This is a genomic window from Ruminococcus sp. NK3A76 (assembly GCF_000686125.1).
In the GTDB taxonomy this organism is placed as follows: domain Bacteria; phylum Bacillota; class Clostridia; order Oscillospirales; family Ruminococcaceae; genus NK3A76.
On sequence record NZ_JMMA01000002.1, the window covers coordinates 473899 to 499051 of the forward strand.

Consider the following 25153-nt stretch of genomic DNA (forward strand, 5'->3'; position numbering starts at 1 on the left):
ATGCGTGACAGACTTGAACAAATGTCTGAGAGCTTTTCAGAAAAAGACATGGAAAAGCTCGGGCACGGCTTTGATAAGATAGATAAGTCAGCCGATATAACAAGTGCGCAGCAGGAGCGCATCATGTCCTCCGTTATGAGAAAGGCTGGCATTGAGATGAATGATAAGAGAACAAGAGATAATATAAAAGTTTCCCGTGGCTTCAAGGGCTTCGGAGCAGTAGCAGCAGCGGCAGCAGTGCTTATTGTCGGTGTGTCGGCAGTAACATTTGCAGGCAGGATAAAGGACGAGCCTTCGTCACTTAAGGCCGCACAGGCGGTTAATGATTCGTCAAACGCTATCGGCAAAGCAGACGAGCAGACGGTGGTATTCACAAGCATTGACGGCAAGACCCTGAAGATAGGCAAAAACACCTACGAGGGTTCCGAGTACGCCGACAGGGAAAGTGTGAAGATATTCGACTCGGGAGATGAGGACGACAGGACTGTTGTAATGACGCTTGTTTTCACAAACGGCGAAAGGCAGGATATCTGTGTCAGAGACATAACCGACAAGAGCTACGGCCATCTTGAATTTGCACACTTTGACATCGACCCGACAGCGGTCAGCTCGGTAGTCATAAACGGCACAGTGTATTCGCAGAACAGGGCAGAGAGCGATGCTGTACTGTGGGAGTTTGAAGAAAGCAACAGCGACTCGTTAACAAACGAATATGTCCTCACACAGCACTTCAAGCTGACAAGGTATCTGACCTATACCGAGGGCGGGAATCTTATGCTCGGCTTTTTGGCAGAGGCGCTTGATGACGAGGGCAGCGATATAATAGCGAACAACCGTGACAAGCTGCTGACATATCTCAGAGTGACCGACAAGCAGGGCGGCAAGCATTGCCTTAGTGAAGAACAGGTCTCTATGACCGATGACAGCGACGGCAAGACCTATGTAAGAGAGTATATCACCATACCCTCATACAATCAGACGCTTGCGGACTATGATGTCAGCAGTATCGAGGCGGTGTGGTTCACCCTGACACCCGAGCTTGATGAAAAGCTTGTCAAGATGAACAGAAATGATTATCCGCTCGATGACGAGGAGGATAAGGAAAGCATTCTCGGCAAGGTGACATTCTCACTTGATGATGTTGATGATGCCGATAATAAGGACACGGCAAAGGACACCGGCAATGCCGGATTTGAATTCCCGGACGCTGTGACCTTTGACTACGGCGATGACCTTTGCGTGGCACTTGGCATGAAGTTGCAAAATGAGACGGCAGCAAAGCTCATTGACGACAACAAGAGCAACATTGGCGTATACATCAGGACATACAAAAAGGACGGCACGGCAGAGAGTGCGACATTCAAAAAAGGCGAGAGCTTTACATACAAGACAGATGATGACGGCTCTACCCTCGTAAGCGCTCAGCTGACAATAAAGGAATACAAAGAGGCGCTTAAAGACCTTGACCCCGACCGATTCGAGGCTGTATGGTTCATATGGGACGATTCAATGGCAGAAGATGAATACACCCTTCTCGACCCCTACTGGACAGATAAGGAGCAGTTCAGGGACAGCGTGCTTGGTACTGTAGAGTTCTCGGTAAGCAGTGTTACAGGCGGAAAGGTATTCACCGCAGGCGATGACAACAACGTAACTCTTAAGGTCGATAGGGCAGACGGCACGGTATTCTCCACAGATGGCATCAAGAGACTCTTTGCCGAGAACGACAGCCAAAAGACAGTTATGTCGATCACCTTTGAGGACGGCAGCGTGCAGGATATAACCGTCAAGGACGTAGATATGGCAGATCTTGGCTACATCAGCTTCAGCTCGCTAAGGATAGACTATATTAAGGCTGTATCTGTAAAGATAAACGGCACGGTTTATAAGCCTATGGTGTAAAAACTACAGCCGCACTCTTTCATTACGAGAGGGTGCGGCGTTTTTTGCATACTTGAAAAGCAGTCTGATATGTGGTATAATGATACTGCAAACAAAGACCCATGACCAAAGGGAGGTAACGACTATGAGTGATAACAGACCATTAAAAAAAGCGACTGATTCGGTAACCGAGATAACAAAGCTGCTGCAATACCGTGACATCAACGGGCAGAACCGTCTTTTCGGCGGCAGGCTCATGGAATGGATAGACGAAGCAGCAGGCGTTGCAGCTATGCGCCACGCAGGCGGCAACTGTGTAACGCTCATGGTGGACAGCCTGAAATTCAAAAAGGGCGCTGTGCTCAACGACATAGTCGTGCTCATAGCAAAGGTGACGTATGTTGGCAATACCTCTATGGAGGTGCGTGTGGATTCCTATTCCGAGGAGAAGGCGACCGGCGTGCGCACAGCGATAAACCATGCCTACCTTACCCTTGTACACGTTGACGAAGACGGCGTGCCGCAGCCCATTAAATACGGCCTTAAATGTGAGACGATAAACGAGCAGATAGAATGGGAAGGTGCTGTCAAGCGCAAGGAGATCAGAAAGCACAGAAACAGCGAGGGATTCTGAACAAGCAGCGCTTGTTCAAGTTAAAAGATAAAAGTTAACAGTTAACAGTTATTGTATCCGCCTGCGGCGGATTGATGTCCATTCGGACTTGTGACCTGACATTTTGATAAAATACGCTTACTGTGATATAAACGCCCGAATGGGCATATGTGCGGCGCAGCCGCACACCTTAACTATTAACTGTTAACTGATAACTGTTAACTAAACAAGAGGGGGGTGTTATAAATGCTTATGTACTCATATCCGCCGAAGCTTGATAAGAGAGAGCAGGTGTTGAAGGCGGCGCATGATCTTGAAGAGCACCGCAAGATGCAGAAGAATATGTACAAAAACCTGATAATAGCTGCTGCTATCGTGGTCATAGGCTTTTTGGCACCAGTGATGATAATAAAGGTCATTCTGTGGCTCGTCGGGGTGGGGAATATCTTCGTGGCGCTGCTGCTGTACAGGGTGTATGCCCTCTCACGCAGCACTGATTGCTACACGAGGATATATGATGACCACATAGAGCACTGCCAGATAACGCTCATTACGCACATCAAGACCGAGATAGTGCTTGAATACAAGGACATCGAGCGCTCCTATCAGGACAATAGGGGCAGGCTGATAGTCTGCCTGAAAAAAGGCGCACAGCCCGCTGTCAAAAGCTCAAAGAAGTACAAATTTATGGACAGTGAGCTTTCGCAGGGCAGGCTGATGCTTGACTTTCAGGACACAAGGGGCAAGCTGTTTCTGCTTGAAAACCTGCATGAGCAGATACACTACCCCAAAAAGCAGTATAACATCATCGAGGACGACGATCCTGATGAGCATGAGAATATTTTTAATCTATAATAAGGAGTTTTGCTATGTTATTAAAGCTCGATGTGACAGATGAACAAATGGCGTTAGTCAATCAATACGCTGCAAAGCATAGTCTGACCCCTGAAGAAGCGTTTAAGGCTGCACTTTTTGAAAGAATTGAAGATGAGCAGGATTTAAAAGCATATAATGATGCAATGGCAGAATATAGAAAAGATCCTGTTTCACGCAGTTTTAAAGAATTAGCAGATGAGCTGGGGCTTGAATAATAGGAAGATATCTTCAACTTGTAAACTTTCTGTAAACCCCTTGAAATCGGGGGCGGAGGGTGATATAATATATTCTGTAATTGAAAACACGGTATAACACGTTGACCAAGAGAGTAGCATTTTAAAGTAATGCTTTCAGAGAGGGGTGCGTATTGGTGAAAGCGCCCTATGCATTGAAAAATGTGAAGTTCACTTGCGAGTGGCTGCGCCGAAGGGTGTCTTGTAAGCGCAGACGCATTTCCAGCGTTACGGGAAGGGGAAGTGGTGGCTTCTTTAATGGGTGGTTCATAAGCGAGACCGGGTCTTGTCCTGTTAAAAGGGCAGGGCTTTTTTTATTGACGAAAATGAGGAGGAAAACCTGATGAAAGAACAGCTGTTAAAGCTCAATGAGCAGGCTAAAGAACAGCTTGCAAAGGCATTTGATGCCAAGGCTCTTGAGGAGATGAGAGTCAAGTTCCTGGGCAAGAAGGGCGAGATAACTGCTATTTTAAAGCAGATGGGCGGCCTTTCTGCGGAGGAAAGACCTGTTATGGGTCAGCTTGCAAACAAGGTGAGAGCAGAGATCGAGAACGCAATTACAGAGAAGCAGAACGCTATAAAGCGTGAGCTTGCTCAGAAAAAGCTGATCGAGGAAACGATTGATGTGACCATGCCCGGCAAGAAGATAAAGACCGGCCACGCTCACCCACTCGATGCAACACTCGAGGAGGTAGAGCAGGTGTTCTTAGGCATGGGCTTTGATATAGTTGAAGGCCCCGAGGTCGAGACAGACCATTACTGCTTTGAGGCGCTCAATATGCCCAAGACCCACCCTGCAAGAGATACACAGGATACTTTCTATATAAACGAGAACGTCGTGCTCAGAACGCAGACATCGTCTGTTCAGATAAGAACTATGGAGCAGCGCAAGCCCCCGATAAGGATAATCTCTCCCGGACGTGTTTACCGCTCTGATACGGTAGATGCTACACATTCACCCCTTTTCCACCAGATAGAGGGTCTTGTAATAGACAAGGGCGTGACTATGGCAGACCTTAAGGGTACTCTCGAGCTTCTGATGAAGCGCCTTTACGGCGAGGAGACAAAGGTCAGGTTCCGTCCTCACCACTTCCCCTACACAGAGCCGTCTGCTGAGGTAGACCTTATGTGCTTTAACTGCCACGGCGCAGGCTGCCCTATGTGCAAGCAGGAGGGCTGGATAGAGCTTTTGGGCGCCGGCATGGTACACCCCAAGGTGCTGGAAGGCTGCGGCATAGACCCCGAGGAGTATTCGGGATTTGCATTCGGTATCGGTCTTGAGCGTATAGCAATGGGCAGATACAAGGTAAACGATATGCGTCTGCTCTACGAGAACGATGTGAGATTCCTCTCGCAGTTTTAAAGGGTGAGAGGCTATGTATAAAAAGGCTGTAAGCCAGAAGCTGCGTGGCGGTATTCTGGCAGAGCTTCTCTGCGGCGTGTTTCTGGCAGCTCTCATAGCGCTTACCGACGGTGCGGCGATGTATCTTCTCGCCGGGTTTATCGGCATCTTTCTGATAATGATACCGGTGAGCATGGTAAAGTATATCACTCACCTGAACGCTGTAAAAGCGCAGTACGGTGACGAGCTCGAAGCTGATGTCAACGCCTGCGAAAAGAATGTGGCAGGCAAGTATTTCTTTTTTGACGACTGCCTGATAGACCTTGCAGATGCAAGAATGATATACTACAGCGAGATAACCAGGATAAGCGGTATGCACACTGAGGAGACATGGACTCCTGCGACCGGAAGACACTATGCAGGTGCAGTTATCCAGCTGACTATGGACAGCGGAAAGAACTGTCTCTTTAGCAGCTTCACCAATGGTATGGCCAAAAACTCCACAGAAACTATAAACAGCTACCGTCAGTTCTGCCTGTATATGGGCGAATACGCACCCCATGCCATAGCAGAGGGCAGGCAACAATAAATAACACGAAAGGAAGAAAAACATGGATCTTTCATTAAGATGGCTCAAGGATTATGTAGATATAGATGTTCCTATCAAGGAGCTCGTTTCAGGGCTCACTATCTCCGGCTCAAAGGTCGAGTGCTTTGAGGAGGAGGGCAACTACCTCTCGAATGTCGTAGTAGGTCAGGTGCTTGAAATAGAGCGCCACCCCGACTCTGACCATATGTTCATCACTCAGATCGACGTAGGTGAGGGCGAGCCTGTGCAGATAGTCACAGGTGCTCAGAACGTCAAGAAGGGCGACTTCGTGCCTGTTGCAAAGCACAAGTCAACAGTTCTTCACGAGGGCAAGCAGGTCAAGATAACAAAGGGCAAGCTCAGAGGCGTTGCATCAAACGGTATGCTCTGCTCTGTTGCCGAGCTGGGTCTGACTGTTAACGACTTCCCCTATGCGATAGATGACGGCATATTCATCTTAGGCGATGATGTTGACAAGACTATCGGCAAGGATATAAGAGAAGCTATCGGCTTTGACGATACTAAGATAGAGTTTGAGATAACCTCTAACCGCCCCGACTGCTTATCTGTTACAGGCCTTGCAAGAGAGACAGCCGCTACATTCGGCCTGCCGCTCAAGCTCAAAAAGCCTGAGTACAAGGGCATCGACGGCAAGACGAGCGACTATGTTGACATCAAGATAGAAAACACAAAGCTCTGCCCCAGATACATGGGCGGTATCGTTAAGAATGTAAAGATAGAGCCCTCACCACGCTGGTTAAGAGAAAGGCTCCGTGCCTGTGGTGTAAGGCCTATCAACAACCTCGTTGATATAACAAACTTCGTAATGCTTGAATACGGCTCGCCTATGCACGCATTTGATATCCGCTATATCGAGGGCGGCAAGATACGCATAAGAAATGCGCAGGCTGGAGAAAAGATAACAACTCTTGACGGTGTTGAGAGAGAGCTTTCTCCCGAGATGCTCGTTATCGCTGACGAGAAGAAGCCTGTCGCTGTAGCAGGTGTTATGGGCGGCGAGTACAGCGGCATCATGGAAGACACAAACACTGTAGTTTTTGAGTCGGCTAACTTTGACGGCGCATCTGTAAGAACTACTGCAAAGAAGCTCGGCATGAGAACCGATGCTTCCGCACGCTACGAGAAGGGTCTTGACGCTGAGAACACCTACCACGCACTTATGAGAGCATTCGAGCTCGTTGAACAGCTCGGTGCCGGCGAGGTAGTAAGAGAATACACCGACGAGGATTATTCCGACAAGACACCCAAGAGCGTTGAATTCGACAGCGCATGGATAAACGGCTTCTTAGGCACGGATATCCCCGAGGAGGACATGATAAAGTATCTTGCGAGCTTAGAGCTCGAAGTCAGGGACGGCAGGGTATATGCGCCTTATTTCAGGATAGATATCGGCTGCAAGGCTGATATCGCAGAGGAAGTTGCAAGACTCTATGGCTACAACAGGATACCCTCTACTATTATAAGAGGTGTCGCACAGGCACAGCTTACCCCCAAGCAGGTGTTTGAGAGAAAGGTAAGACGCACTATGCTCGCCCTCGGCGCAAGTGAGTGCGAGACATTCTCCTTCATCTCGCCCAAGTATTTTGACAAGATAGCACTTCCGGCTGACAGCAGCCTAAGAAAGACTGTAGTTATCTCAAACCCCCTCGGCGAAGACACGAGCGTTATGAGAACATCTATAGTTCCTTCCATGTGCGAGGTGCTTGTGCGAAACATAAACTACCGCAACAAGGCAGCAACGCTTTTTGAGCTCGGCAACGAGTATATCCCCTGTGATGATGAGGTGCTGCCCAAGGAGCCTGTAAGACTTTGCATAGGTATGTACGACAGCGAAGACCCGATGAAGTTCTATGAGCTCAAGGGCATGATAACCGAGCTTCTCGACAAGGCAGGCCTTGAAGGATACGAGATAACACGCCCCGACGACAACTGCGTATTCGGCGAGAAGGCTTCCTTCCACCCGGGCAGAGTGGCTGTTATAAAGACAGCAGAAGGCAGGGAGATAGGCATATTCGGCGAGCTCTCTCCCGACGTTTCCGAGAACTACAAGGTAAAGGAGCGCCTTTACATCGCAAAGATATGCATACCCGAGCTTATGGAAGGCTGCGTGCCTGTCAAGACATACAAGCCGCTGCCCAAGTTCCCGGCAAGCGTGCGTGACCTTTCTGTAGTATGCGGCAAGGACACACCTGTAGCTGACATCGAGAAGGCTATCAGGAAGGCAGCAGGCTCTATACTTGAAAGCGTTACACTCTTTGACGTTTACACAGGCTCTCAGATAGACAATGGCAAGAAGAGCGTTTCCTACTCGGTAACTATGCGCTCGCACGACGGCACACTCACAGACGAGCAGACCGACAAGGCTATGGATAAGGTGTTCAAGGCTCTTGCTGAAAACGGCTGGGCACTGAGAGAATGATGAACTTCTTCGCTGCATAAATATCAAAATCTGCTATTTAGACAATTTTTTGTTGTGGGTTTATGTAAAATCAATAAAATTTTAAAAAAGACTTGATATTTTTATGAGAATGACGTATAATATAATATAGATAAATATATAAGGAGACATATCCCCCGGACAAGAAGGAGCTGAGCTTTATGCACGACAGAACAATGGAATTTTCATTGCCGCATGATAAGGAGTATGAGCTGAAAAAGACTCTTACAGTTATCTACGAGGCACTTAAAGAAAAGGGCTATAACCCTATAAATCAGATAGTAGGTTACATCCTTTCGGAAGACCCTACATACATAACCACCTACAACAACGCAAGAAGCCTTGTACGTCACATCGACCGTGACGAGCTGCTTGAAGCGCTGGTAAGGAGTTATTTAGACAGCTGATGATATTTCCCGGCATCGTGAGGTGCCGGGTTTTTTTAATGCATAATTAAGAATGCATAATGCATAATTAATTGAGGTGTCGTGTCTTATCGGCAAAGCCGATAAGAAGAAAGTTTTGCTTTGCAAAACAATTCCCTGCGGCGCACGGTATGCCCATTCGGGCGATCGACCTGACGGTATCAGCCAGGTCGTTGGATATGCAGTGCGAAGGGTCGAGGTGGCGTATGAGGCGCCAAAGTCGGCTCGAAAGCCCCTCGTGTACCCAATGGGGAGCGAGAGAGCCGTCTTGAAGCAAAGCCATCCCACCACAGCCCGAATGGGCATAACGTCCTGCGTAAGCAGGACACCTCACCTGTAACCTGTAACCTGTTACCTTGCTTCAAGTTCAAAAAACTCAAACCCTTTGCCCCTTATCCCGTCGATGACATCGCCTAAGACCTCGGCGTTGGTGCTCGATACTGAGTGCAGAAGATATATTGCTCCCTCATGAGCGCCGGAAATGAGCTTTTCTCTGGCGTAGGCAGGGTCGGGCTGGTCGTCGGTCAGCCAGTCCTTGTAGGCAAAGCTCCATAGCTTTGTGGTGTAGCCGGCCTTCTGCGTTTCACTCAGACTGAACTCTGAATACTCGCCCATAGGCGGCCGCAGCTCCGTCATCTCGTAGCCGTAGTGCTTTTTGATATAGTCGTGCAGTGTGCCTATCTCATCACTTATCTGCTCTGCTGTCAGGTCTGGCATTGAGGGGTGTGTCTGCGTGTGGCTGCCTATCGTGTGGCCGTCCTCTATCATGCGCTTTACAAGCTCGGGGTTCTTTTCGGCGTAGTCGCCCACAAGAAAGAATGTCGCTCTGACGTTTTTCTCTTTCAGGGTGTCGAGTATCTTCTCGGTGAAGCCGTTTTCATACCCCTGGTCAAAGGTCAGCTCTATGCGCTTGTCCTGCTCGTTAATGGCAAGTGCGCCGTATTTGCCGAACTGTGCGTTGAAATCAAGAGCGCCTGTCGGACGGTTTTTGTCATCGACATTCACGCCCTGGCCGTAGCCGTGCTTTTCCTTTGACAAGGTGTCAGAGCTTGCCAGCTCGCTTACCTGTGCGATGATGCTCTTGGCACCGTCCGCTGCCCGGTCTATCACTCTGTCGCTCTGCTCCTTGCCGGCATATGCCCCTGCCGCACAAAGGCAGGCAGCTGCTATCAGTAGCTTTTTCATGGTTATTTCTCCTTTATATCGTTGTTTTTGCCTGTATTATAGTGTCTCCTGAACCGATAGAACTATCACAGGAAATTGATTACAATATGTAATCGTTTGCCGATTTTTTGTCTGCTTTAGATAATAGGAGGGGGATTTTTGTTTCCGAATTGTGATATTAATAATATTGACATTCATTATTCTTTGTGTTAAAATAAAATTGCATAATAATATGCAGCAAGAAAAACAACAAAACGAAATGTAGAAACGAAAATACGGAGGGATGAATCATGCTTAAAAAGTCGATACTTACACCTGTCCTTTCAGGCGTGCTCGCAGTAACAGTGGTAGGTTCAGGTGCATATTACTTTGTAAACCAGAAGAATGCAGACAAGGACGATGAGAGCTCCAGCCAGTCTCAGGATAAGGACGGCAAGAAGAAGGGCTCTGACTCCATCGAGCTCAAAGTCAGCGACGAGGAGCTCCAGAAGGGTCTTGACAAGGCAACTGACAAGATCGAAGTTGTAAAGTCCAGCGTGGCAGATCAGGTAGAAACTGTTACCAAGGCTGTTTCCGGTGATCTTGACTTCGCTTATAACGCAAGCCTTACAGTTACTCCCGGTGAGATGCTCACACAGGAGGCTGACATCAAGTCTATCGCACTCAATGTCGCTGCAAAGCAGAAGGGTGATGCTGCACAGCTCACACTCGAAGGCCAGTACGGCGGCCAGACACTTGCTACAGCAAATATCATAGGCGACAGGAGCGGCGGCAATGTTTACGCACAGGTCCCCGAGCTTTCAGACACATATGTAAGCGTCAGCTTAGAGCAGCTCAAGACTATGGCTGAGAATGCTGTTCAGGCTCCGATGCAGGCTTATACACAGAAGTCGGCTGAGGCTATTGCAGAGCAGCAGGGCGGAGATATTGATGAGAGCAATGTCAAGGTGCCTGATTATAACGCACTTATCGAGGCTCTTGAATCTGTAGATCAGGAAGCTCTTGAGCAGGATATAGCTGAGTATGCTCAGACGATAGCTGAGAACTTCCCCGAGGGCAAGGATGCTGAGGCTACAAAGGGTGAGGTAGACGGTGTCTCCTACGAGCTCACTACCAAGACCTACGATGTAACTGAAGCTGATGCTATGAAGATAACCAAGGCTGTTATTGAAAAGGCTAAGGATGACACTCTTATCAAGGATTTCCTTGACAACGAGACAATAAAGGAATTCACACAGTCTGACAGCTCTGCATTTGTAGCAGGTTTAGATGAGATGCTCGCTGAGATGGAGGACAACTCCATTGATGAAAACGGCGAAGTTGTGAGCTTTGATGTAATGTTCGACAGCGAGGGCGCTATCGCAGGCTTCAAGATGGAAAATGACGGCGAGGGCATCTACGCTGTATCCACAGCTGTTGGCGATGACTACGTTGTAGATATGAAGTTCAACGGCGGCTCTGACGCTGATATGACAGTTGCAGGCGTTATCAAGAACGAGAACGACACTCTCAACGGCTCTATAAAGATGGATAACAAGACTTCCTCCGGCGAGGGCGACTATAACATGGTATTCGCTCTTAAGGACGTTAAGACTACCGACAATGTAATGTCCGGTACTGTATCCTTCGATGCTACAGCAAACGGCAAAACAGTTGGCCTTGTGTTCACATCCAACTCCACAGCTGACAAGACAGACTTCGTATTCTCGTCTTCGATGGACGGCAAGAGCATATTCGACATCGCATTCACATTAGAGCAGACTGATGCTTCCGACATCGCTGTTCCTTCCGATGCAATAGCTATCGACCTTGAATCCGGCGAGGGCACAGACAAGTATGCTGCTACTCTTGATATCCAGGGCTTCCAGGATCACCTTAAGGACGTTCTCGGCGAGGAGCTCTTCGGCAAGATCGTAGGCACAGGCACAAACGTTATTGAAGATGCTCAGACAGCTACAGGCGGCAGCGAGGTAACAGGCACTACTACTACCGAGCTCGGAACATCCACAAAAGAGGATGTCTGATAAATAAAAGGACGTTTAAATCTAAGGACGTATAAAAAACTAAACGCACCCGCAAGGGTGCGTTTTTTATGCCTGGGTGCGTTTTTTGCTGTGCTTTTATTCCTGCTCCTCTAAAAAGATGTCCATTCTTAAGTTTTCAAGACTGTCGATATCAAACAGGAATAGCACCTGGTCAAACTGCTCTGCCGATACGAGGTCTTCAAGTGTTACGTCAGATGCGGTGTCTGCATCTATCACCGTGACGAATGAGTAGTGGGAAATAAGAAACGGTATTATCGGGTCGGTCTGCTCGGTCTTGACTATCAGCAGCTTCGGGCTGTCCTGATTTATGGTGGCTATGTCGAGCTTTTTGTATCTGCTGCCGTAGAGGAACACATCAAGCGGCTTGTCTGTGCTTAGAGCGCTGCGGTCGTAGACAGACTTGTGCTTTTCCTTGCTGCCGCTGCCGTAGCCTGTGGCGGAGGTGACGACTGTGCCGTTTTTGGGGATTAGCAGCTCGATGTTGTCAGGGGTTATTCGCTGCCTGATGTTCAGCTCATTGCATAGCGAGCCGATGTAGCCTGTCAGGGCGTGCTCTGAGTCGTAGTCGGAATACGGTCTTGGCGAGAAACCCATTTTGCGTATGCATGAGGAGTATACGTCAAACGCTCCTCCGCTGGTCAAGCTCGTGTCGGTGCGCATGAAGATGTAGTTCTCTCTTGATGAATAGAGCGGGCTGTATGCATCGAGCGTTGCCACCGAGCTGTCAAACGAGCTGTAAAGCTCGGATATGTAGTGTTTCTGGTCAAAGCCTACGCCAACTGACGGCAGATCGGCCGAGTATATGCCCGAAGGGGAGGGGATAATGCAGGTGTATACGCCGATGTCTTCATGCCTTGCGGCAAAGTCATTTATGCTGCCGGTCAGCCTGTCTGTCGCTTTGCTGCTTACCTGCTCGGAGGGTCTTATGACACCGCCGTTTACTAAAAAGCTGCCGTCTATCTCGGTCTTGCCGGCGGCAAGCAGCATTGATGTGCGAAGCGTCTGCCAGCTGCCCTGCAGGGGGAAGCTCGCAAAAAGCTGTGCGTCTATCTCGTCGGTGTCCTTTGTCATATCTACAGGCTCAGGGCTGAAAAACAGCGTGCTGAATGCGAACATGACTATCAGAGTAAAGAACATTATCACGCAGATAAGGTCAAGCACCTTTTTCATCATATCACCTCAGTTCATAAGACCCGGTATGCTCTGCGCCGAGCCGGAAAGGAAAGCCGTGCATAACACAAGCAGCAACAGCTGCCACACAGGCTGCAAGAACGGCAGGAAGCTGACCTTGTAGCTGTCGAGCTTTTTGTAGATAAGGTCTGCAAGGCCTGTGGTAATGAATATGCATATGCCAAGGATAACTGCGTAGTTTTCAAAGAAATAGAGGGTGAGGTTGTCTATCAGCATACCGTTTCGCCCGAAGACAGCAAGGATATATGACAGAGCGTAGCTTGTGTCGTTCGATATGAAAAAGACAACGCCTAAGTGCATCAGTGCCATAGTGATAATGAGTGTCAGCACCCTTGCAAAGCCCTTTGACGGCCTTTTTATCCACCAGAGCTCGGCTATGCACAAAATGCCTGCATAAACGCCGAACACCAGCCTTGAAAGCCCCGGCCCGTACCACATAGAGAGGGTAACGCCTGTGGCTATGGTAGCAAGTGCTGTGAAAGCCCTGCTCTTGCCGTCGCCGTTTATAGGCCTGTAGATGTAGTCAACAAACCACGCCGTGACGGATACGTTAAAGCGCTTGACAAGCTCAGTCACCGTGCCAGACTTAAACGGGTGGTCGAAGTTTACCGGCAGCTCAATGCCGAGCATCAGGGCGATGCCCCTTGCCATGTGCGAGATCGATGCAAACTCAAAATAAACGAACATTCCGCCGGTGATGAGCCCGAGCCACGCAGTAGTAGCAGAAACGCCGCCTATGTCGAGCTTTGTCAGCTGCTCCCACATACCGTATACTGTTGCGCTAAGTACGCATTTCTCGGCAAGGCCTTTTAAGTAGAGCGATATGCCACGGCTTAGCTTGTCAAGCGTAATCTCAGGCGCTTCAAACTGAGGCAGCACCTTGCCGTAGCGCATCAGAGGGCCTGCTGTCAGGCAGGGGAAGAACCCGACATACGCCGTGACCAGCGAGAAGCGGTGGTCGCACCTTATCTCGCCCTTGAAGATGTCAAAGCAGTAGGAGAGCGAGCTGAGCGTGTATACAAACACTCCGAGCGGCGGAAACGCCTTTGCTGCGAGCTCACTTTTGACCGCCCCCGACGATGCGAGCACGCATATCACAAGGAAACTGAGCTCTATGCATATCATCACGGCAAGCACCTTTTTCTGCCGTGGCTTGTCGCTGCGGCGGTTGTCGATAAGCATACCGAGAATGTATGCACAAAGCGATGACAGCCCGAGAGGGATCAGCGCCCAGAGCGAGTGCCAGCCGACAAACACGCCCTCGCCTAAGATAAGCGTCTTTGCACGGTGCTTTTTAGGGGTGAGCGCATAAACTCCCACAAAAAGAGGCAGAAAGAAATACAGAAATGTTATTGATGACATTGTCATATTCTTTCTCTCCTTTCGTGGCAGTGTGTGTATCAGTCAAGCTCTTTGATCAGCTTGTCAAATTCTTCTCTTGTAAAGCCTGCATTGAGTATATCGAGCAGGCCGTTGGGCGTTGTTCTTGAGGGGAGCGAGAGCTTTTTGTAAAGCGCCTGCCTTTTTGCCTTAGAGTCAGGCCTGCCTGTAAGCCCTGCATCAAAGAGGTCGGCATTTGTGAGCCCTGCGCTCTTTCGCTCATTTGAGAAAACGCCTGCACGCTCAAAAGCCTCTCTGAGCATTTTAACAGATATCCCCTCAACGCCCAGCTTGCCTTCCTTCGAGGGTGCGTCCTTTCGCTTTTCCTTGCCGAAGACATCGGGGATATACACGTTTATTATCTCACCCTCAGGGCAGATGCCCTTGATGTAGCCCCTTATGCGGAAGCCTGCGCTGTCCGAGTCGGTGAGGATTATTATTCCTGTGTCGGCAGCGCATTTTCTGATGTATGCTTTAAGCTCCTCGTCGCCGTATACCGAGAAACCGTCGGTGACTATTATCACCCCGTCGATAAACGAGCTGAGCTTGTTTTTGTCGTATCTGCCCTCAACTATTATGGGCTTATCTATCCTGAGCTTTTCCATAACTAACTCCGTATCGCCATGCACTTGGCGCAGCATTCTTCAAGTGCGAGTATGTCTCCGCCCTTGGCATAGCCTTTTGTTTTGAGGGCAAGGTCGGTGTCGCAGAGGAATGAAAGGGTAAGCCTTATCCTCTCCTCGGATATCCTGCTGCAATCGCCGAAGGCGTTCTCTACTGCGAATTTCTTGTACGCCGGGTATGAAAAATCCTTGATGATGTCATCAACATTCTTGCCTGACGAGCGGGCGAGCTTGGCTCGGTAGATATCCATTATAGAATATGATATCGTGGATAGTATCTCGATAGCCTCGACCCTCTGGGATACAAGCTCGTCTATCCTGCCGAAGACGAATTTCGCATTGCCACGGAGAATGTTTATAGCAAGCGCAAAGCCGTCAGACTCTATCTTCGGGGCGACTATCATGTCTATCATTTCCCTGGTGACAGGCCTGCCGTCGGCAAAGGCCGAGAGCTTTGCTATCTCGTTGTCAACAAGGGCTGTGTCGCTCAGCAGCCTGTTTGCAAGATACTGTGCGTCGTAGTTGGATATCTGCGAGCCGGACTTTGAAAGCTCGGCGGCAATGTATTTGCCCATGTCGCCTGCACGCCTGTATGCAAAGTCGCACACCGTGCCTGCCTTGGCGCAGAAGTCGGCAAAGCTCTTGTTCTTGGTGTTTAGAGCCTTTTTGCTCTTGAACACCTTCTCGCCGTCAGCGCATATCACGACAGTGGTAGTGTCCGGAATATCAGAGAGAATGGTCTTGATAGCCTCCATATCCTCAGCGCTCACGGTGCTTGCATCAAAGCCGGGGATATATGCACACACTCTCTCAGCAAACATAGGCACAGCCATTACCGCATCGGCAAGCTCGGCGGTGTCTAAGTTCTTTGCATCGAACGGGTGGAAATTGAGCGTCTGTGCGTCCTTGGGCACAAGCCTTGCTATCAGCTTTTTTGTTACACGCTCCATATTCCCGACATCACGCCCGTAGAAGAAATACAGCCGCTCGTTTAGCGGAGCCGTTTTCTTGTTAAGGTCAGAGGGTGATATCAAAGCCATTTTTAAGCCTCCTTACTCTGCACTCACCGGTCGCCCGGTCAAGCATTATCTCTATCGCATCGTCGTTTATCTCATAAATACAGCCGTTTTGCTCGCTGTAGACTTCATTTCCTGCAACTATTACCTCGCCGTGGTCTGTGGTGCAGCTTATTTGTCCGTCTGCTGCCTTTATGCTGCCTAAGCTCTCACTTTCAAAGCTCTCGCTGCTGTAGCGTGTGCGGTTGTTGGTTGTGAGCGGCATATCGGGTATCTCGCCCCCACACACCACACCGTCAAGCTCGCACAGCCCACGCTTTAAGTAGAGACTGTCAAACGCCTCGAAGCACAGCCTGCCGCCCTTTTCAGATGCAAAGACCGTGCCCTGCGTGTCGTATGCTACAAGAGCATCGCTGCCGTAGCAGCTGTAGACTATTATATACAGCCTGTCACGCTCATAATACCTTGCGCCGGCCGACACGGCGAGCATCACCGCCGCCGACATAGCATATGAGCCTGCGAGCATGAGCTTTTTATAGGGCAGCAGCATTATCACGGCAGGCAGCACACTAATTATGATAACTGCGGCCTTTACTGCGTAGTGGTGGGTGCTCACACTTGCAAACGGCAGGCGTGAGAGCGCACCTGTTATGGTGATGCAGCCCTTTATCATCAGTGATGAATACCATATAAGCGCTCCGGATATCACCGGCACTGCCGACAGCACGAGCCCTGCGAGGCTGAGTATCATACAAAGCGTACACACCGGTATCATGAGCAGATTAGTCACCGGCGATATAACAGACACCCTGCCGAAAAGCAGCGCATTTATAGGCATCAAAAGCAGGCCTGCGCAGAAAACTGCGATAAGCGTCCTTTTTAGCCCCGTCGGCGGATACAGCTTGTCCTTGTGCATACGTTCGCCGAGCGCATCAGCATAGGCACTGCACGCAAAAGACCCTGCAAACGACAGCAGGAACGAATTAGAAGCCACGCTGTAGGGCGATACAACCGCTATCAGAAACCCTGCAATAGAAAGCGAGGTCAGAGGATCACTTCTTTGCCTTGCGAGGGTGGAGATAAGCAGCACGCTCATCATAACAGCCGCCCTTATCGCCGAAAGCGAAAGCCCTGAAAAGAGCACGAGCCCCCATGTCAAAGCAAGCAGCAAAAGGGTGTTTACCACACGCCGCCTGCCAAGCACCTCAAGAAAGACTGCCGCCGCTGATATCATTATTACGATGTGCGTGCCGGAAAAGGCAAATATATGCCCGATGCCTGCACGGTACATTTCCTCGGAAATATCTTCTTCAACGCCGCTGCGGTCGCCGCATATCATGGCACCTAAGTATCTTCCGCCGTCGCCGCCCTTGTCGCAGAGCATTTCATAGGCATCATCACGCAGCTGCCTTGCAAAGCGCATTATCCTGTGGCTGTTGGTGCCGTGTATTTTGACACTTTCTGCCATGCCGCCACGCAGAAAGATGCCGTTTGCCTTGTTTGAGCGAGCGCCCTGGTAGGCCAAACTATCCGTTATTTCGTACACCTCACCCGAAACTGTGACATCGTCGCCGTAGGTGAGGGCATCATAGTCTTCCCTGTCGATATAAAAGCTGAGCCTGGCCGATACTTCGTCATTTATCCTGCCCTTGACAGTAATGCGGAAGCTGCCGCCGTCATACTCCTTCATATCATAAACATAGCCCTTGACGGAAACGCTCTGCCCGTCAAAGGCCTTCGTTTTATCGTAAATGACCGCTGTATATATGCAGCTCACCGCCATGCCTGCGCACATTGAGAGCGAGACTACAGCAGTGCAGACCCTCTTTGACGGGAAAAGACCGAAAAGAAGACACGCTGCACTCAGGACTAAAAGCATCGAAAGCCCGGCATAGCTGCCAAGAAGGAACGCAGCGAGCAGCCCTGCCTGAAAAGGCAGCAGCAAACAGCAGGTCCTGCGTATCATTTTTGCTTTATCAGCCTGCCGGCCATGTGAGCGGTCTGCCTGCGAGCAGGTGGAAGTGTATGTGGAAAACGCTCTGGCCTGCGCTCTCGCCGCAGTTGGATACTACTCTGAAGCCGTCTTTAAGCCCCTTGTCCTTTGCTATCTTTGCTATTACCTCGTAGATGTGTGAGATAACGGCGCTGTTTGTCTCGTTTATCTCGTCGAGCTTTGAGATATGCTCCTTGGGTATAACAAGGTAATGCACGGGAGCTGTGGGTGCTATGTCTTCAAAAACATACACAGTCTCGTCCTCATATATCTTTGTTGAGGGTATCTCACCCTTTACTATCTTGCAAAAAAGGCAATCGTTCATATCAGTTACGTCCTTTCATCATAGTTATTAGTTTAAGGCCTTGCAGCCTGATAATATTATAGCACGATTTTTAATACTTTTCAAGAGGGAGCGCTTAAAAATCTTTCTTCTGTGACGGTTGTCAGGGCTGTGACACTGTCTGCCAACAGTTGTGACAAAAATAAAAAAATGTCACCGTCAAACGGTTGAAATTTATTAATAAATGTGTTATAATAAACTTACGCATAATGTCAAAAAAATAAATATAGGTATAGAGGAGTGATGATGATATGAAACGACCTCGCATTCTCTCCACTCTGCTTGCACTCGTGATAGCAGGAACTGCGGCTGTTGACGGCTTCTGCATCTATGATGTCTACGGGCGTGATGCAAAGGGTGCTGCTGCTGCGGCGGCTGAGGCTATGAGTGAAGATGACAAGGAAAAGGAAGAGATAAGGAAAGACCGTGAGGCTCAGGAGGGCAAGCTGCTGCAGCTTGCAGCAGAGGGCAACGTGAGCTACACCCCCTCGCAGCTTGATCTTGACACTGACCTTAAGGTACACGATTCTACGCAGGCGATCGAGTTCCTGCAGCAGATAGGTGACCGCTTCGGCATAGAAGATGCAGCAAACGAGTATACCGTCACAGCTGAGACGGATATAGACGATGCACGCCTGTATTTCTTGCAGCAGAGGTTTGGCGAGATACCTGTTTTCGGCTCGACACTGACTATGGAGGCCGACAAGGACGGCAACGTCCGCAGCGTCGAGGGCAGCCATGTGAATGTTGACCCGGATATGGATACAGAGCCGGATATACTCGTTGACGAGGCAAGAAAGATAGCTGATGCCTACGCCCAGACAAAGCTCGGCTATGTGGCAGGGGAATATAACCTCGGCAGCGGCGGCGTGGTGCTGAACCCCAAGTATAACGACAAGGACGTTGTGCTCTGCTACAGCTACTATGTAAATCCTTTAAACAGCAGCCAGGTGCTCGCTGTTATAATGGTAGATGCAGAGACGGGAAAGATCTCGGGCTCAAGGCCTATGGTAAATTCCGAGATGATACTGCTTGATGGCAAGACACTGCCGAACCTCATGCCTCTCGGCCAGCTGAAAAATGACGTGAAGCTGAGTGTATACAAAAACAGTGACACCGACTATCAGCTCAGGAGCGAGACAGACAAGATAGAGGTGTATGTCTGCAACGGTGAGAAGGACAACTACACGATGAATGACTTCAGCGGCCTGTCTGTCTACAGCTATGACCCGAACAAGCAAAGCTGGAAAGAGGTAGACAACAGGATACCCGACCCGTATGCTGTTGATGCGCTGGCAAACATTGAAAAAGTCAACAAGTTCTTCTCGTCGGTATACTACCGCAAGGGCCTGACCAACAGTGACGACAGCCCGGCGCTCAAGGTCTACACCAACATCTACAGCTTCGACGGCACAAACTACCGCAACAATGCGGCTATAGTTTCAAATGACACGATGATAATCGGCGCAGGCGTTGAGGACGATAAGGCAAATATCACCAAGCCTTCATGTGCGGCATACCTTGATATAATGGCTCATGAGTATACACACGCCATAATCTCAAACAGCTCGAAGCTCGAAGACCGTACATACGACACGGAAAAAGGCGAGGAATATGACACCTCTGTCCAGAGCGCTGTACACGAGGGCTATGCTGATATATTCGGCGAGTTCTGCGAGGATTATACAGATGACGGTGTATTGAACGGCACCTGCAACTGGAAGGGTCCTAACAGAGATTACTCCAGCCCGACTGTTGCAGAGTATTCAAAATACACCGAGTATAAGACAGACGGCCACGACGGCGGCTTCCTTATCTCGTCGCCTGTTTACAGGGCTGCAAAGAAGGGCGTGCCGAATAATAAGCTTGCATCGCTCTACTATTATTCGATACCAAGGCTCACAGCATCTATGGGCTTTAAGGAATTACGTCAGATGATAGAGAAGCGTGCGGCTGTAGGCAACGCCGAGGGCTACATCATGAACAACTTTGATGAGCCTATGTATCTGACAGACAAGGAATTTGAGGACATAATCGACAGCTTTGATGAGGTGGGCATACCTTCGAGCTTTACAAACAGGCTCATGCAGGGCGGAACGCTCGTAGTCTACGACAAGGACGACAATGTCTGCTCCGACTACCACATTATGGTGACAAGGCTCTATGACAGGACTAATACTCCTCTTATCGACGAGGACGTTACAAAGAAGGAATTCAAGTTCCCCTCAGAGCTTGCAAACGGCATCTACAGAGTGACACTTTCCAGCACAGATGAGGATTCCGAGCTTGAATACACCTACGATGTCATAATAAACGACCAGGATAAGAACAACAAGAGCGAGGCTTACGAAAAGGAGCTCAAGCTCTATACAAAATTTGGCTCCAAGGAGCGTGAGGTAGTCCTCGTGCTCGATGTTTCCGGCTCTATGAACGGCGAGCCTATCACGCAGACCAAGCTCTCAGCCCAGAAGTTCGTAAAGACGGTTCTCGGCGAGGCACCTGCTACAAGGATAAGCATTGTTACATATTCAAGCTCGGCAAACACACTTATAGAATCCTCCAGCAAGAAGAGCGGCCTTGTTTCGACTATAGGCGGCCTCTCCTCCGGCGGCGGAACTAATATCTACGACGGCCTGCAAAGGGCTGACGATATCCTCGAAAGGTCAAAGGCACCCAAGAAGCAGATAGTGCTCATGAGCGACGGTTACCCCAACGAAGGCAAGTCGGAAAACGGCAGCTATGCACAGCCGTGTATAGACTACGCAGACGATTTAAAGAGCAAGGACGTGCTGATATATTCGCTCGGCTTCTTCCATTCGCTCAGCGGCTCTGAAAGAGACGAGTGCTCGGCACTTATGAGCGCTATTGCGACACCCGGCTATTATTTCGAGGTCGGCTCGGCTGCTGATGTGCAGTTCGTGTTCGATGACCTTGCAGACCAGGTGTCCGGCGGCAACTATATCTATATCCGCATTGCCTGCCCTGTAGACGTGCTCGTTAAATTCAACAACCAGATATTAAGCTCGGCAAGCAAGACCTTCAATACCCGTACAGACTTCGGAACGCTCACCTTCGATTCTGAGAACGAGGACGAAAAGGACGATGATGACGACAGCTCCTCAAAGAAGAAAAAGAAAGATGACGACGAGCAAGACACTGATAAGGACAAGGAAAAGGGCTCGACATCTTCCAAGAAGGACGAGGTAAAGATACTCAGGCTCAAAGACGGTGCAGAATATGAGATATGCATCACAGGCACCGGCAAGGGCAAGATGGACTACTCGATAAGCTACCCCAACGAGGACGGCGACTATACCGATGTAAGAAAATTCAAGGGCGTGCCTATCACCAAGGACACGACGATAGCCACCAACACCGCCAAGGGCGAGGAGACAGAGCTCAACGTCGATTCCGACGGCGACGGCGTATTCGATATGGTATACACCGCCAAGGAGGATTCCAAGGCAGTGCTCCAGAACAGCAAGGTGAAGACTATTGTTATAATAGTTGTATCCGCACTGCTCCTGCTGTTTGTGGTGATAGAGATTCTTCTCATAGTCAAGAGATACAAGTCCAACAAGGTATGCCACAGCTGCGGCGCTAAGCTCGCTAACGCCAAGAAGTTCTGCAATCAGTGCGGTGCAAAGGCGGTCAAGACAAGGCTTATATTCCCCGATGATGGCAGACCCAAGCAGAAAAAGGGTGTAATAATAACCAAGCTCGTGCTCATAGCGATATTCGCAGGCTCGGCAGCGGCAGTCATCTACCTCTACAGAAGCCCGGCGACCACCGTTTACAAGCAGCTCAGAAGCGGTATGCCTAATTCTGCACAGCAGCTCTATGAGACAGCAAAGATAGAGGACAGCGCAATACAGCAGAAATATCTGACCCATGCGCTAAACCGCTATATCGACAAGGCAAATACTGCCCACGAGAACGGCAAATACACCGACGAGGAGTTTGAAAGGCTGTTAAACGGCGCTATCTCGCTCGATGTTGACGATATCACCGACAAGGCAGAGGAATACCTTGACAGCAGCAAGAAGGACAGCAAGGACAGCAGCGATAAGTCCGACAGCTCGTCTGAAAGCTCGTCTGAGAGCAAGGCTGACAGCTCCTCCGAGGAGGACTGATACCTGATAAAAAAACTGATCCCCCGAGGCTTTCGGGGGATCTTTTTGCTCTATAATTCAATGCCGTTTTTTATCAGCAGCTCTCTTGCGCTCTCGACCGAGTCGATGCCGGTCTTGTTCTTTACCGGGGCAAATTCCTTCTCACGCTCGACCTCAAAGGCAAGGCAGCTGCTTTGCAGCTTTATCAGGTCAAGCACCAGCGTCTCGAATTTGTAGGCGTTGGGCTCTTCGGGGCGGATAAGCTCGCCGCTTTCGTTTATGAAGCTCACTTTCTTGAACGCTCTGTGCAGCGGAAGGCTGACACCGGCTGTTCTTCTGAGCTCGTTTATGTTGAAAAGATAATTGAGTATCACGCCGTATTTGTAGGAAAGCGTGCCGTCCTGCATACGCTCTGTCTGCATCTCGGGTGTGAGCTCGTAGTATTCTGCGACCGACGGCCTGCCGTCTTCAAGGCACAGCACGCCGACCTTTTCATCAGGCGATATCTTTGATACTACCTTTGCGCCGCAGGCACTCTTTGAGTCTATGACTGCCCCTATAAAGCAGGGGTCTGCTATCTTCTGCAGCACATTGTCAACTGCAAAGACATTGAGCCATTCTATGCCGGCAGAGTTCCTTGCCTGACGGAACACTTCAGAGCGCCTGAGCGATGTATACCAGCCGCCGTTGCCGTTTGGGGCGCAAGCTACTGTGTCTTTTGCACTGAGCATGAGCCTGCCGTTGGTATCAACAGTCGGCAGCTGTTCCTGTACAAAGAAATGGACATATTCCTTGTCGTAGCCGAAATATCCCTGCTGCTCAAAGAATTCCCTCGTCTCACGGTCGTTATAGCTGCTCGTCATAATAAACAGCGGCAGGGGAGTGCCGGCCGTGGCTGTTACTCTTCTGAGCTCGTTCATAAGGCACTCAAAGATGAAAAGCTGCCTGTTAACGCCGATGTTGAACATACCCTTCGGCTTGTCAGACCCAAGGCGTGAGCCCTGCCCTCCTGCGAGCAGCACAGCACCGACCCTGCCCTGCCTTATGGCTTCAAGGCCTGTTTCGGTGAGTTCTTGGCGCCGGGCGTTTATCTGCTCTGTCGTCATAGCACCCATAGGCTCAAAGTGCCCTCTTGTCAGCTCACATTCGCCTGCATCGAGCACCGAGAGGTCTATCGAATCTATCTGCTCTGTGAGTTTTCTTTTCTGAAACTCATCAAGCTCGTCATAGAACCTTAGCAGATGCTCCTGCCCTATGGCGCTTAGCTTATTAAATATATCTACCATATATCTTCTCCGTAAAATATTATTACTTTATCTTATTTTAACATATTGCCCGGTGTTTTGCAATACCTTTATAAAAATAACAGCCGCCCACGCCCTTGCGGACATGAGCAGCTGCAATTTATTTCACTTTGAGGAGGGTGGATAATATATCAGACAACGCCCTGAGCCTTCATAGCCTCAGCAACCTTAAGGAAGCCTGCGATGTTAGCGCCTGCGATGAGGTCATCGCCGAGACCGTACTCGTGAGCTGCGTCTATGGAAGACTTGAAGATGTTCTTCATTATCTGGTGGAGCTTCTGGTCAACTTCCTCTGCTGTCCAGTTGTATCTCATGGAGTTCTGGCTCATTTCAAGGCCGGAAACTGCCACGCCGCCTGCGTTGACAGCCTTGGAAGGACATACGATAGCGCCGTTTTCTCTGAGGTATGTTACAGCCTCAGCAGTTGTAGGCATATTGGAGACCTCAACATAGTACTTAACGCCGTTAGCGATGATGTTCTTAGCATCGTCAAGAGTTACCTCGTTCTGAGTAGCACAAGGCATTACGATGTCGACCTTCTGCTCCCAGGGCTTCTTGCCTGCGAAGAAAGGAACGCCGAACTTGTCAGCATAATCCTGAGCTCTGTTTCTGCAGGATGCTCTCATTTCAAGGAGGTAATCTACCTTCTCGCCTGTGATACCGTCAGCATCATAGATGTAGCCGTCAGGACCGGAGATAGTTACTACCTTGCCGCCGAGCTCGTTTACCTTCTTGATAGTACCCCAAGCAACGTTACCGAAGCCGGATACTGCGAATGTCTTGCCCTTGATGCTGTCGCCGAAGTGCTCAAGCATCTCAACTGTATAGTAAACAGCACCGTAGCCTGTAGCCTCAGGTCTGATGAGCGAGCCGCCGTACTGCATACCCTTGCCTGTGAGCACGCCTACGAATTCGTTTCTTATTCTCTTGTACTGGCCGAAGAGATAGCCTATCTCTCTGCCGCCTACGCCGATATCGCCGGCAGGAACGTCAGTGTCAGCGCCAACGTGCTTGCAAAGCTCTGTCATGAAGCTCTGGCAGAATCTCATAACTTCAGCGTCAGACTTGCCCTGGGGATCAAAGTCAGAACCGCCCTTGCCGCCGCCCATGGGGAGAGAAGTAAGGCTGTTCTTGAATATCTGCTCGAAGCCTAAGAACTTGATAACGGATGCACATACTGTCGGGTGGAATCTCAGACCGCCCTTGTAGGGGCCTATAGCAGAGTTGAACTGTACTCTGAAGCCTCTGTTTACCTGTACCTTGCCGTTGTCGTCTACCCACGGAACACGGAACATTACCTGTCTCTCAGGCTCAACTACTCTGTCGAAAACGCCAGCCTCGATGAGGTCAGGTCTCTTGTCAGCTACAGGAACAAGGCTCTCTAAAACCTCGTAAACTGCCTGGTGGAATTCCTTCTCGCCGGGATTTCTCTTCTCGACCTGCTCGTATACCTTCTGGAGGTATTCATTCTTAAGTGCCATTGTAAAAACTCCCATCATATATTTTTTACTTGCTGCCCGGCAGGGACTTAAACGTTTCAAGCCCCGGAGCAATCAACGAATATA

General features: G+C 49.7%; 19 protein-coding genes. 10 read left to right on the forward strand and 9 right to left on the reverse strand.

All coding sequences use genetic code 11. From position 1 onward, the window contains the following. The 8 genes from CD05_RS0102400 (at position 1) to CD05_RS0102435 (ending at position 8399) form a co-directional block, all read left to right on the forward strand. Complete coding sequence (locus tag CD05_RS0102400; RefSeq protein WP_028509150.1) at positions 1-1902, forward strand: hypothetical protein; 1902 nt, start codon at positions 1-3, stop codon at positions 1900-1902. 124 nt (positions 1903-2026) lie between these two features. Further along, positions 2027-2515, forward strand: a complete 489-nt coding sequence (locus tag CD05_RS0102405) for an acyl-CoA thioesterase (RefSeq protein ID WP_028509151.1) — start codon at positions 2027-2029, stop codon at positions 2513-2515. A 225-nt stretch (positions 2516-2740) separates the two neighbouring features. Further along, on the forward strand, positions 2741-3349 hold the full coding sequence (locus CD05_RS17140; protein WP_037322750.1) for a hypothetical protein: 609 nt from the start codon (positions 2741-2743) through the stop codon (positions 3347-3349). 14 nt (positions 3350-3363) lie between these two features. Then, entirely contained in the window at positions 3364-3585 is a 222-nt protein-coding gene (locus CD05_RS0102415; RefSeq protein WP_028509152.1) for a DUF6290 family protein, read from the forward strand. Positions 3586-3946: 361 nt separating this feature from the next. Beyond that, positions 3947-4966: a phenylalanine--tRNA ligase subunit alpha gene (gene pheS, locus CD05_RS0102420; protein ID WP_028509153.1), complete on the forward strand. Its 1020-nt coding sequence runs from the start codon at positions 3947-3949 to the stop codon at positions 4964-4966. A gap of 13 nt (positions 4967-4979) precedes the next feature. After that, a complete protein-coding gene (locus CD05_RS0102425) occupies positions 4980-5534 on the forward strand; it encodes a hypothetical protein (protein ID WP_028509154.1) in 555 nt (184 codons plus the stop codon). 22 nt (positions 5535-5556) lie between these two features. Continuing rightward, positions 5557-7974 carry a phenylalanine--tRNA ligase subunit beta gene (gene pheT, locus CD05_RS0102430; protein WP_028509155.1) on the forward strand — a complete coding sequence of 806 codons (2418 nt, stop codon included), beginning with the start codon at positions 5557-5559 and terminating at the stop codon, positions 7972-7974. A gap of 179 nt (positions 7975-8153) precedes the next feature. After that, on the forward strand, positions 8154-8399 hold the full coding sequence (locus CD05_RS0102435; RefSeq protein ID WP_028509156.1) for an IreB family regulatory phosphoprotein: 246 nt from the start codon (positions 8154-8156) through the stop codon (positions 8397-8399). A 369-nt stretch (positions 8400-8768) separates the two neighbouring features. Here CD05_RS0102435 and CD05_RS17145 read toward each other — a convergent pair whose 3' ends face one another. After that, complete coding sequence (locus CD05_RS17145; RefSeq protein ID WP_084262074.1) at positions 8769-9602, reverse strand: polysaccharide deacetylase family protein; 834 nt, start codon at positions 9600-9602, stop codon at positions 8769-8771. Between the two features lie 269 nt (positions 9603-9871). Between CD05_RS17145 and CD05_RS0102445 the strand changes: the two genes are divergently transcribed. Then, the gene (locus tag CD05_RS0102445) at positions 9872-11605 is read left to right on the forward strand and encodes a hypothetical protein (protein ID WP_028509157.1); all 1734 of its coding nucleotides are present in this window, start codon (positions 9872-9874) and stop codon (positions 11603-11605) included. A 96-nt stretch (positions 11606-11701) separates the two neighbouring features. On the opposite strand, the gene CD05_RS0102450 is transcribed toward CD05_RS0102445, so the two are convergent. From CD05_RS0102450 to CD05_RS0102475, 6 genes are read right to left on the reverse strand one after another with little or no spacing between them, the layout of a single operon-like run. Continuing rightward, a complete protein-coding gene (locus CD05_RS0102450) occupies positions 11702-12799 on the reverse strand; it encodes a DHHW family protein (protein WP_084262075.1) in 1098 nt (365 codons plus the stop codon). A 6-nt stretch (positions 12800-12805) separates the two neighbouring features. After that, positions 12806-14185 carry an MBOAT family O-acyltransferase gene (locus CD05_RS0102455; protein ID WP_028509159.1) on the reverse strand — a complete coding sequence of 460 codons (1380 nt, stop codon included), beginning with the start codon at positions 14183-14185 and terminating at the stop codon, positions 12806-12808. A 32-nt stretch (positions 14186-14217) separates the two neighbouring features. Further along, the gene (locus CD05_RS0102460) at positions 14218-14802 is read right to left on the reverse strand and encodes a DUF4093 domain-containing protein (RefSeq protein ID WP_028509160.1); all 585 of its coding nucleotides are present in this window, start codon (positions 14800-14802) and stop codon (positions 14218-14220) included. Between the two features lie 2 nt (positions 14803-14804). Continuing rightward, positions 14805-15860, reverse strand: a complete 1056-nt coding sequence (gene holA / locus CD05_RS0102465; protein WP_028509161.1) for a DNA polymerase III subunit delta — start codon at positions 15858-15860, stop codon at positions 14805-14807. Continuing rightward, on the reverse strand, positions 15838-17781 hold the full coding sequence (locus CD05_RS0102470) for a ComEC/Rec2 family competence protein (protein WP_028509162.1): 1944 nt from the start codon (positions 17779-17781) through the stop codon (positions 15838-15840). Before CD05_RS0102470 ends, holA begins: the two co-directional genes overlap by 23 nt. Positions 17782-17812: 31 nt before the next feature. Beyond that, the gene (locus CD05_RS0102475) at positions 17813-18154 is read right to left on the reverse strand and encodes a histidine triad nucleotide-binding protein (protein WP_028509163.1); all 342 of its coding nucleotides are present in this window, start codon (positions 18152-18154) and stop codon (positions 17813-17815) included. Positions 18155-18423: 269 nt separating this feature from the next. Here CD05_RS0102475 and CD05_RS0102480 point away from each other — a divergent pair, with 269 nt between their 5' ends. Beyond that, the gene (locus CD05_RS0102480) at positions 18424-22305 is read left to right on the forward strand and encodes a VWA domain-containing protein (RefSeq protein WP_028509164.1); all 3882 of its coding nucleotides are present in this window, start codon (positions 18424-18426) and stop codon (positions 22303-22305) included. 50 nt (positions 22306-22355) lie between these two features. Here the strand turns inward: CD05_RS0102480 and CD05_RS0102485 are convergent, their stop codons facing one another. Further along, positions 22356-23570 (reverse strand): UDPGP type 1 family protein, encoded by a 1215-nt coding sequence (locus CD05_RS0102485; RefSeq protein WP_028509165.1) that lies wholly within the window; start codon positions 23568-23570, stop codon positions 22356-22358. A 149-nt stretch (positions 23571-23719) separates the two neighbouring features. Further along, a complete protein-coding gene (gene gdhA, locus CD05_RS0102490) occupies positions 23720-25069 on the reverse strand; it encodes an NADP-specific glutamate dehydrogenase (protein WP_028509166.1) in 1350 nt (449 codons plus the stop codon). Between the last annotated feature and the right edge of the window lie 84 nt (positions 25070-25153).

Excerpts from the sequence above, each read along its gene's own strand:
- CD05_RS0102400 (WP_028509150.1), top strand. The coding sequence starts at position 1 with ATGCGTGACAGACTTGAACAAATGTCTGAGAGCTTTTCAGAAAAAGAC.
- CD05_RS0102405 (WP_028509151.1), top strand. The coding sequence starts at position 2,027 with ATGAGTGATAACAGACCATTAAAAAAAGCGACTGATTCGGTAACCGAG.
- CD05_RS17140 (WP_037322750.1), top strand. The coding sequence starts at position 2,741 with ATGCTTATGTACTCATATCCGCCGAAGCTTGATAAGAGAGAGCAGGTG.
- CD05_RS0102415 (WP_028509152.1), top strand. The coding sequence starts at position 3,364 with ATGTTATTAAAGCTCGATGTGACAGATGAACAAATGGCGTTAGTCAAT.
- pheS (WP_028509153.1), top strand. The coding sequence starts at position 3,947 with ATGAAAGAACAGCTGTTAAAGCTCAATGAGCAGGCTAAAGAACAGCTT.
- CD05_RS0102425 (WP_028509154.1), top strand. The coding sequence starts at position 4,980 with ATGTATAAAAAGGCTGTAAGCCAGAAGCTGCGTGGCGGTATTCTGGCA.
- pheT (WP_028509155.1), top strand. The coding sequence starts at position 5,557 with ATGGATCTTTCATTAAGATGGCTCAAGGATTATGTAGATATAGATGTT.
- CD05_RS0102435 (WP_028509156.1), top strand. The coding sequence starts at position 8,154 with ATGCACGACAGAACAATGGAATTTTCATTGCCGCATGATAAGGAGTAT.
- CD05_RS17145 (WP_084262074.1), bottom strand. The coding sequence starts at position 9,602 with ATGAAAAAGCTACTGATAGCAGCTGCCTGCCTTTGTGCGGCAGGGGCA.
- CD05_RS0102445 (WP_028509157.1), top strand. The coding sequence starts at position 9,872 with ATGCTTAAAAAGTCGATACTTACACCTGTCCTTTCAGGCGTGCTCGCA.
- CD05_RS0102450 (WP_084262075.1), bottom strand. The coding sequence starts at position 12,799 with ATGATGAAAAAGGTGCTTGACCTTATCTGCGTGATAATGTTCTTTACT.
- CD05_RS0102455 (WP_028509159.1), bottom strand. The coding sequence starts at position 14,185 with ATGACAATGTCATCAATAACATTTCTGTATTTCTTTCTGCCTCTTTTT.
- CD05_RS0102460 (WP_028509160.1), bottom strand. The coding sequence starts at position 14,802 with ATGGAAAAGCTCAGGATAGATAAGCCCATAATAGTTGAGGGCAGATAC.
- holA (WP_028509161.1), bottom strand. The coding sequence starts at position 15,860 with ATGGCTTTGATATCACCCTCTGACCTTAACAAGAAAACGGCTCCGCTA.
- CD05_RS0102475 (WP_028509163.1), bottom strand. The coding sequence starts at position 18,154 with ATGAACGATTGCCTTTTTTGCAAGATAGTAAAGGGTGAGATACCCTCA.
- CD05_RS0102480 (WP_028509164.1), top strand. The coding sequence starts at position 18,424 with ATGAAACGACCTCGCATTCTCTCCACTCTGCTTGCACTCGTGATAGCA.
- CD05_RS0102485 (WP_028509165.1), bottom strand. The coding sequence starts at position 23,570 with ATGGTAGATATATTTAATAAGCTAAGCGCCATAGGGCAGGAGCATCTG.
- gdhA (WP_028509166.1), bottom strand. The coding sequence starts at position 25,069 with ATGGCACTTAAGAATGAATACCTCCAGAAGGTATACGAGCAGGTCGAG.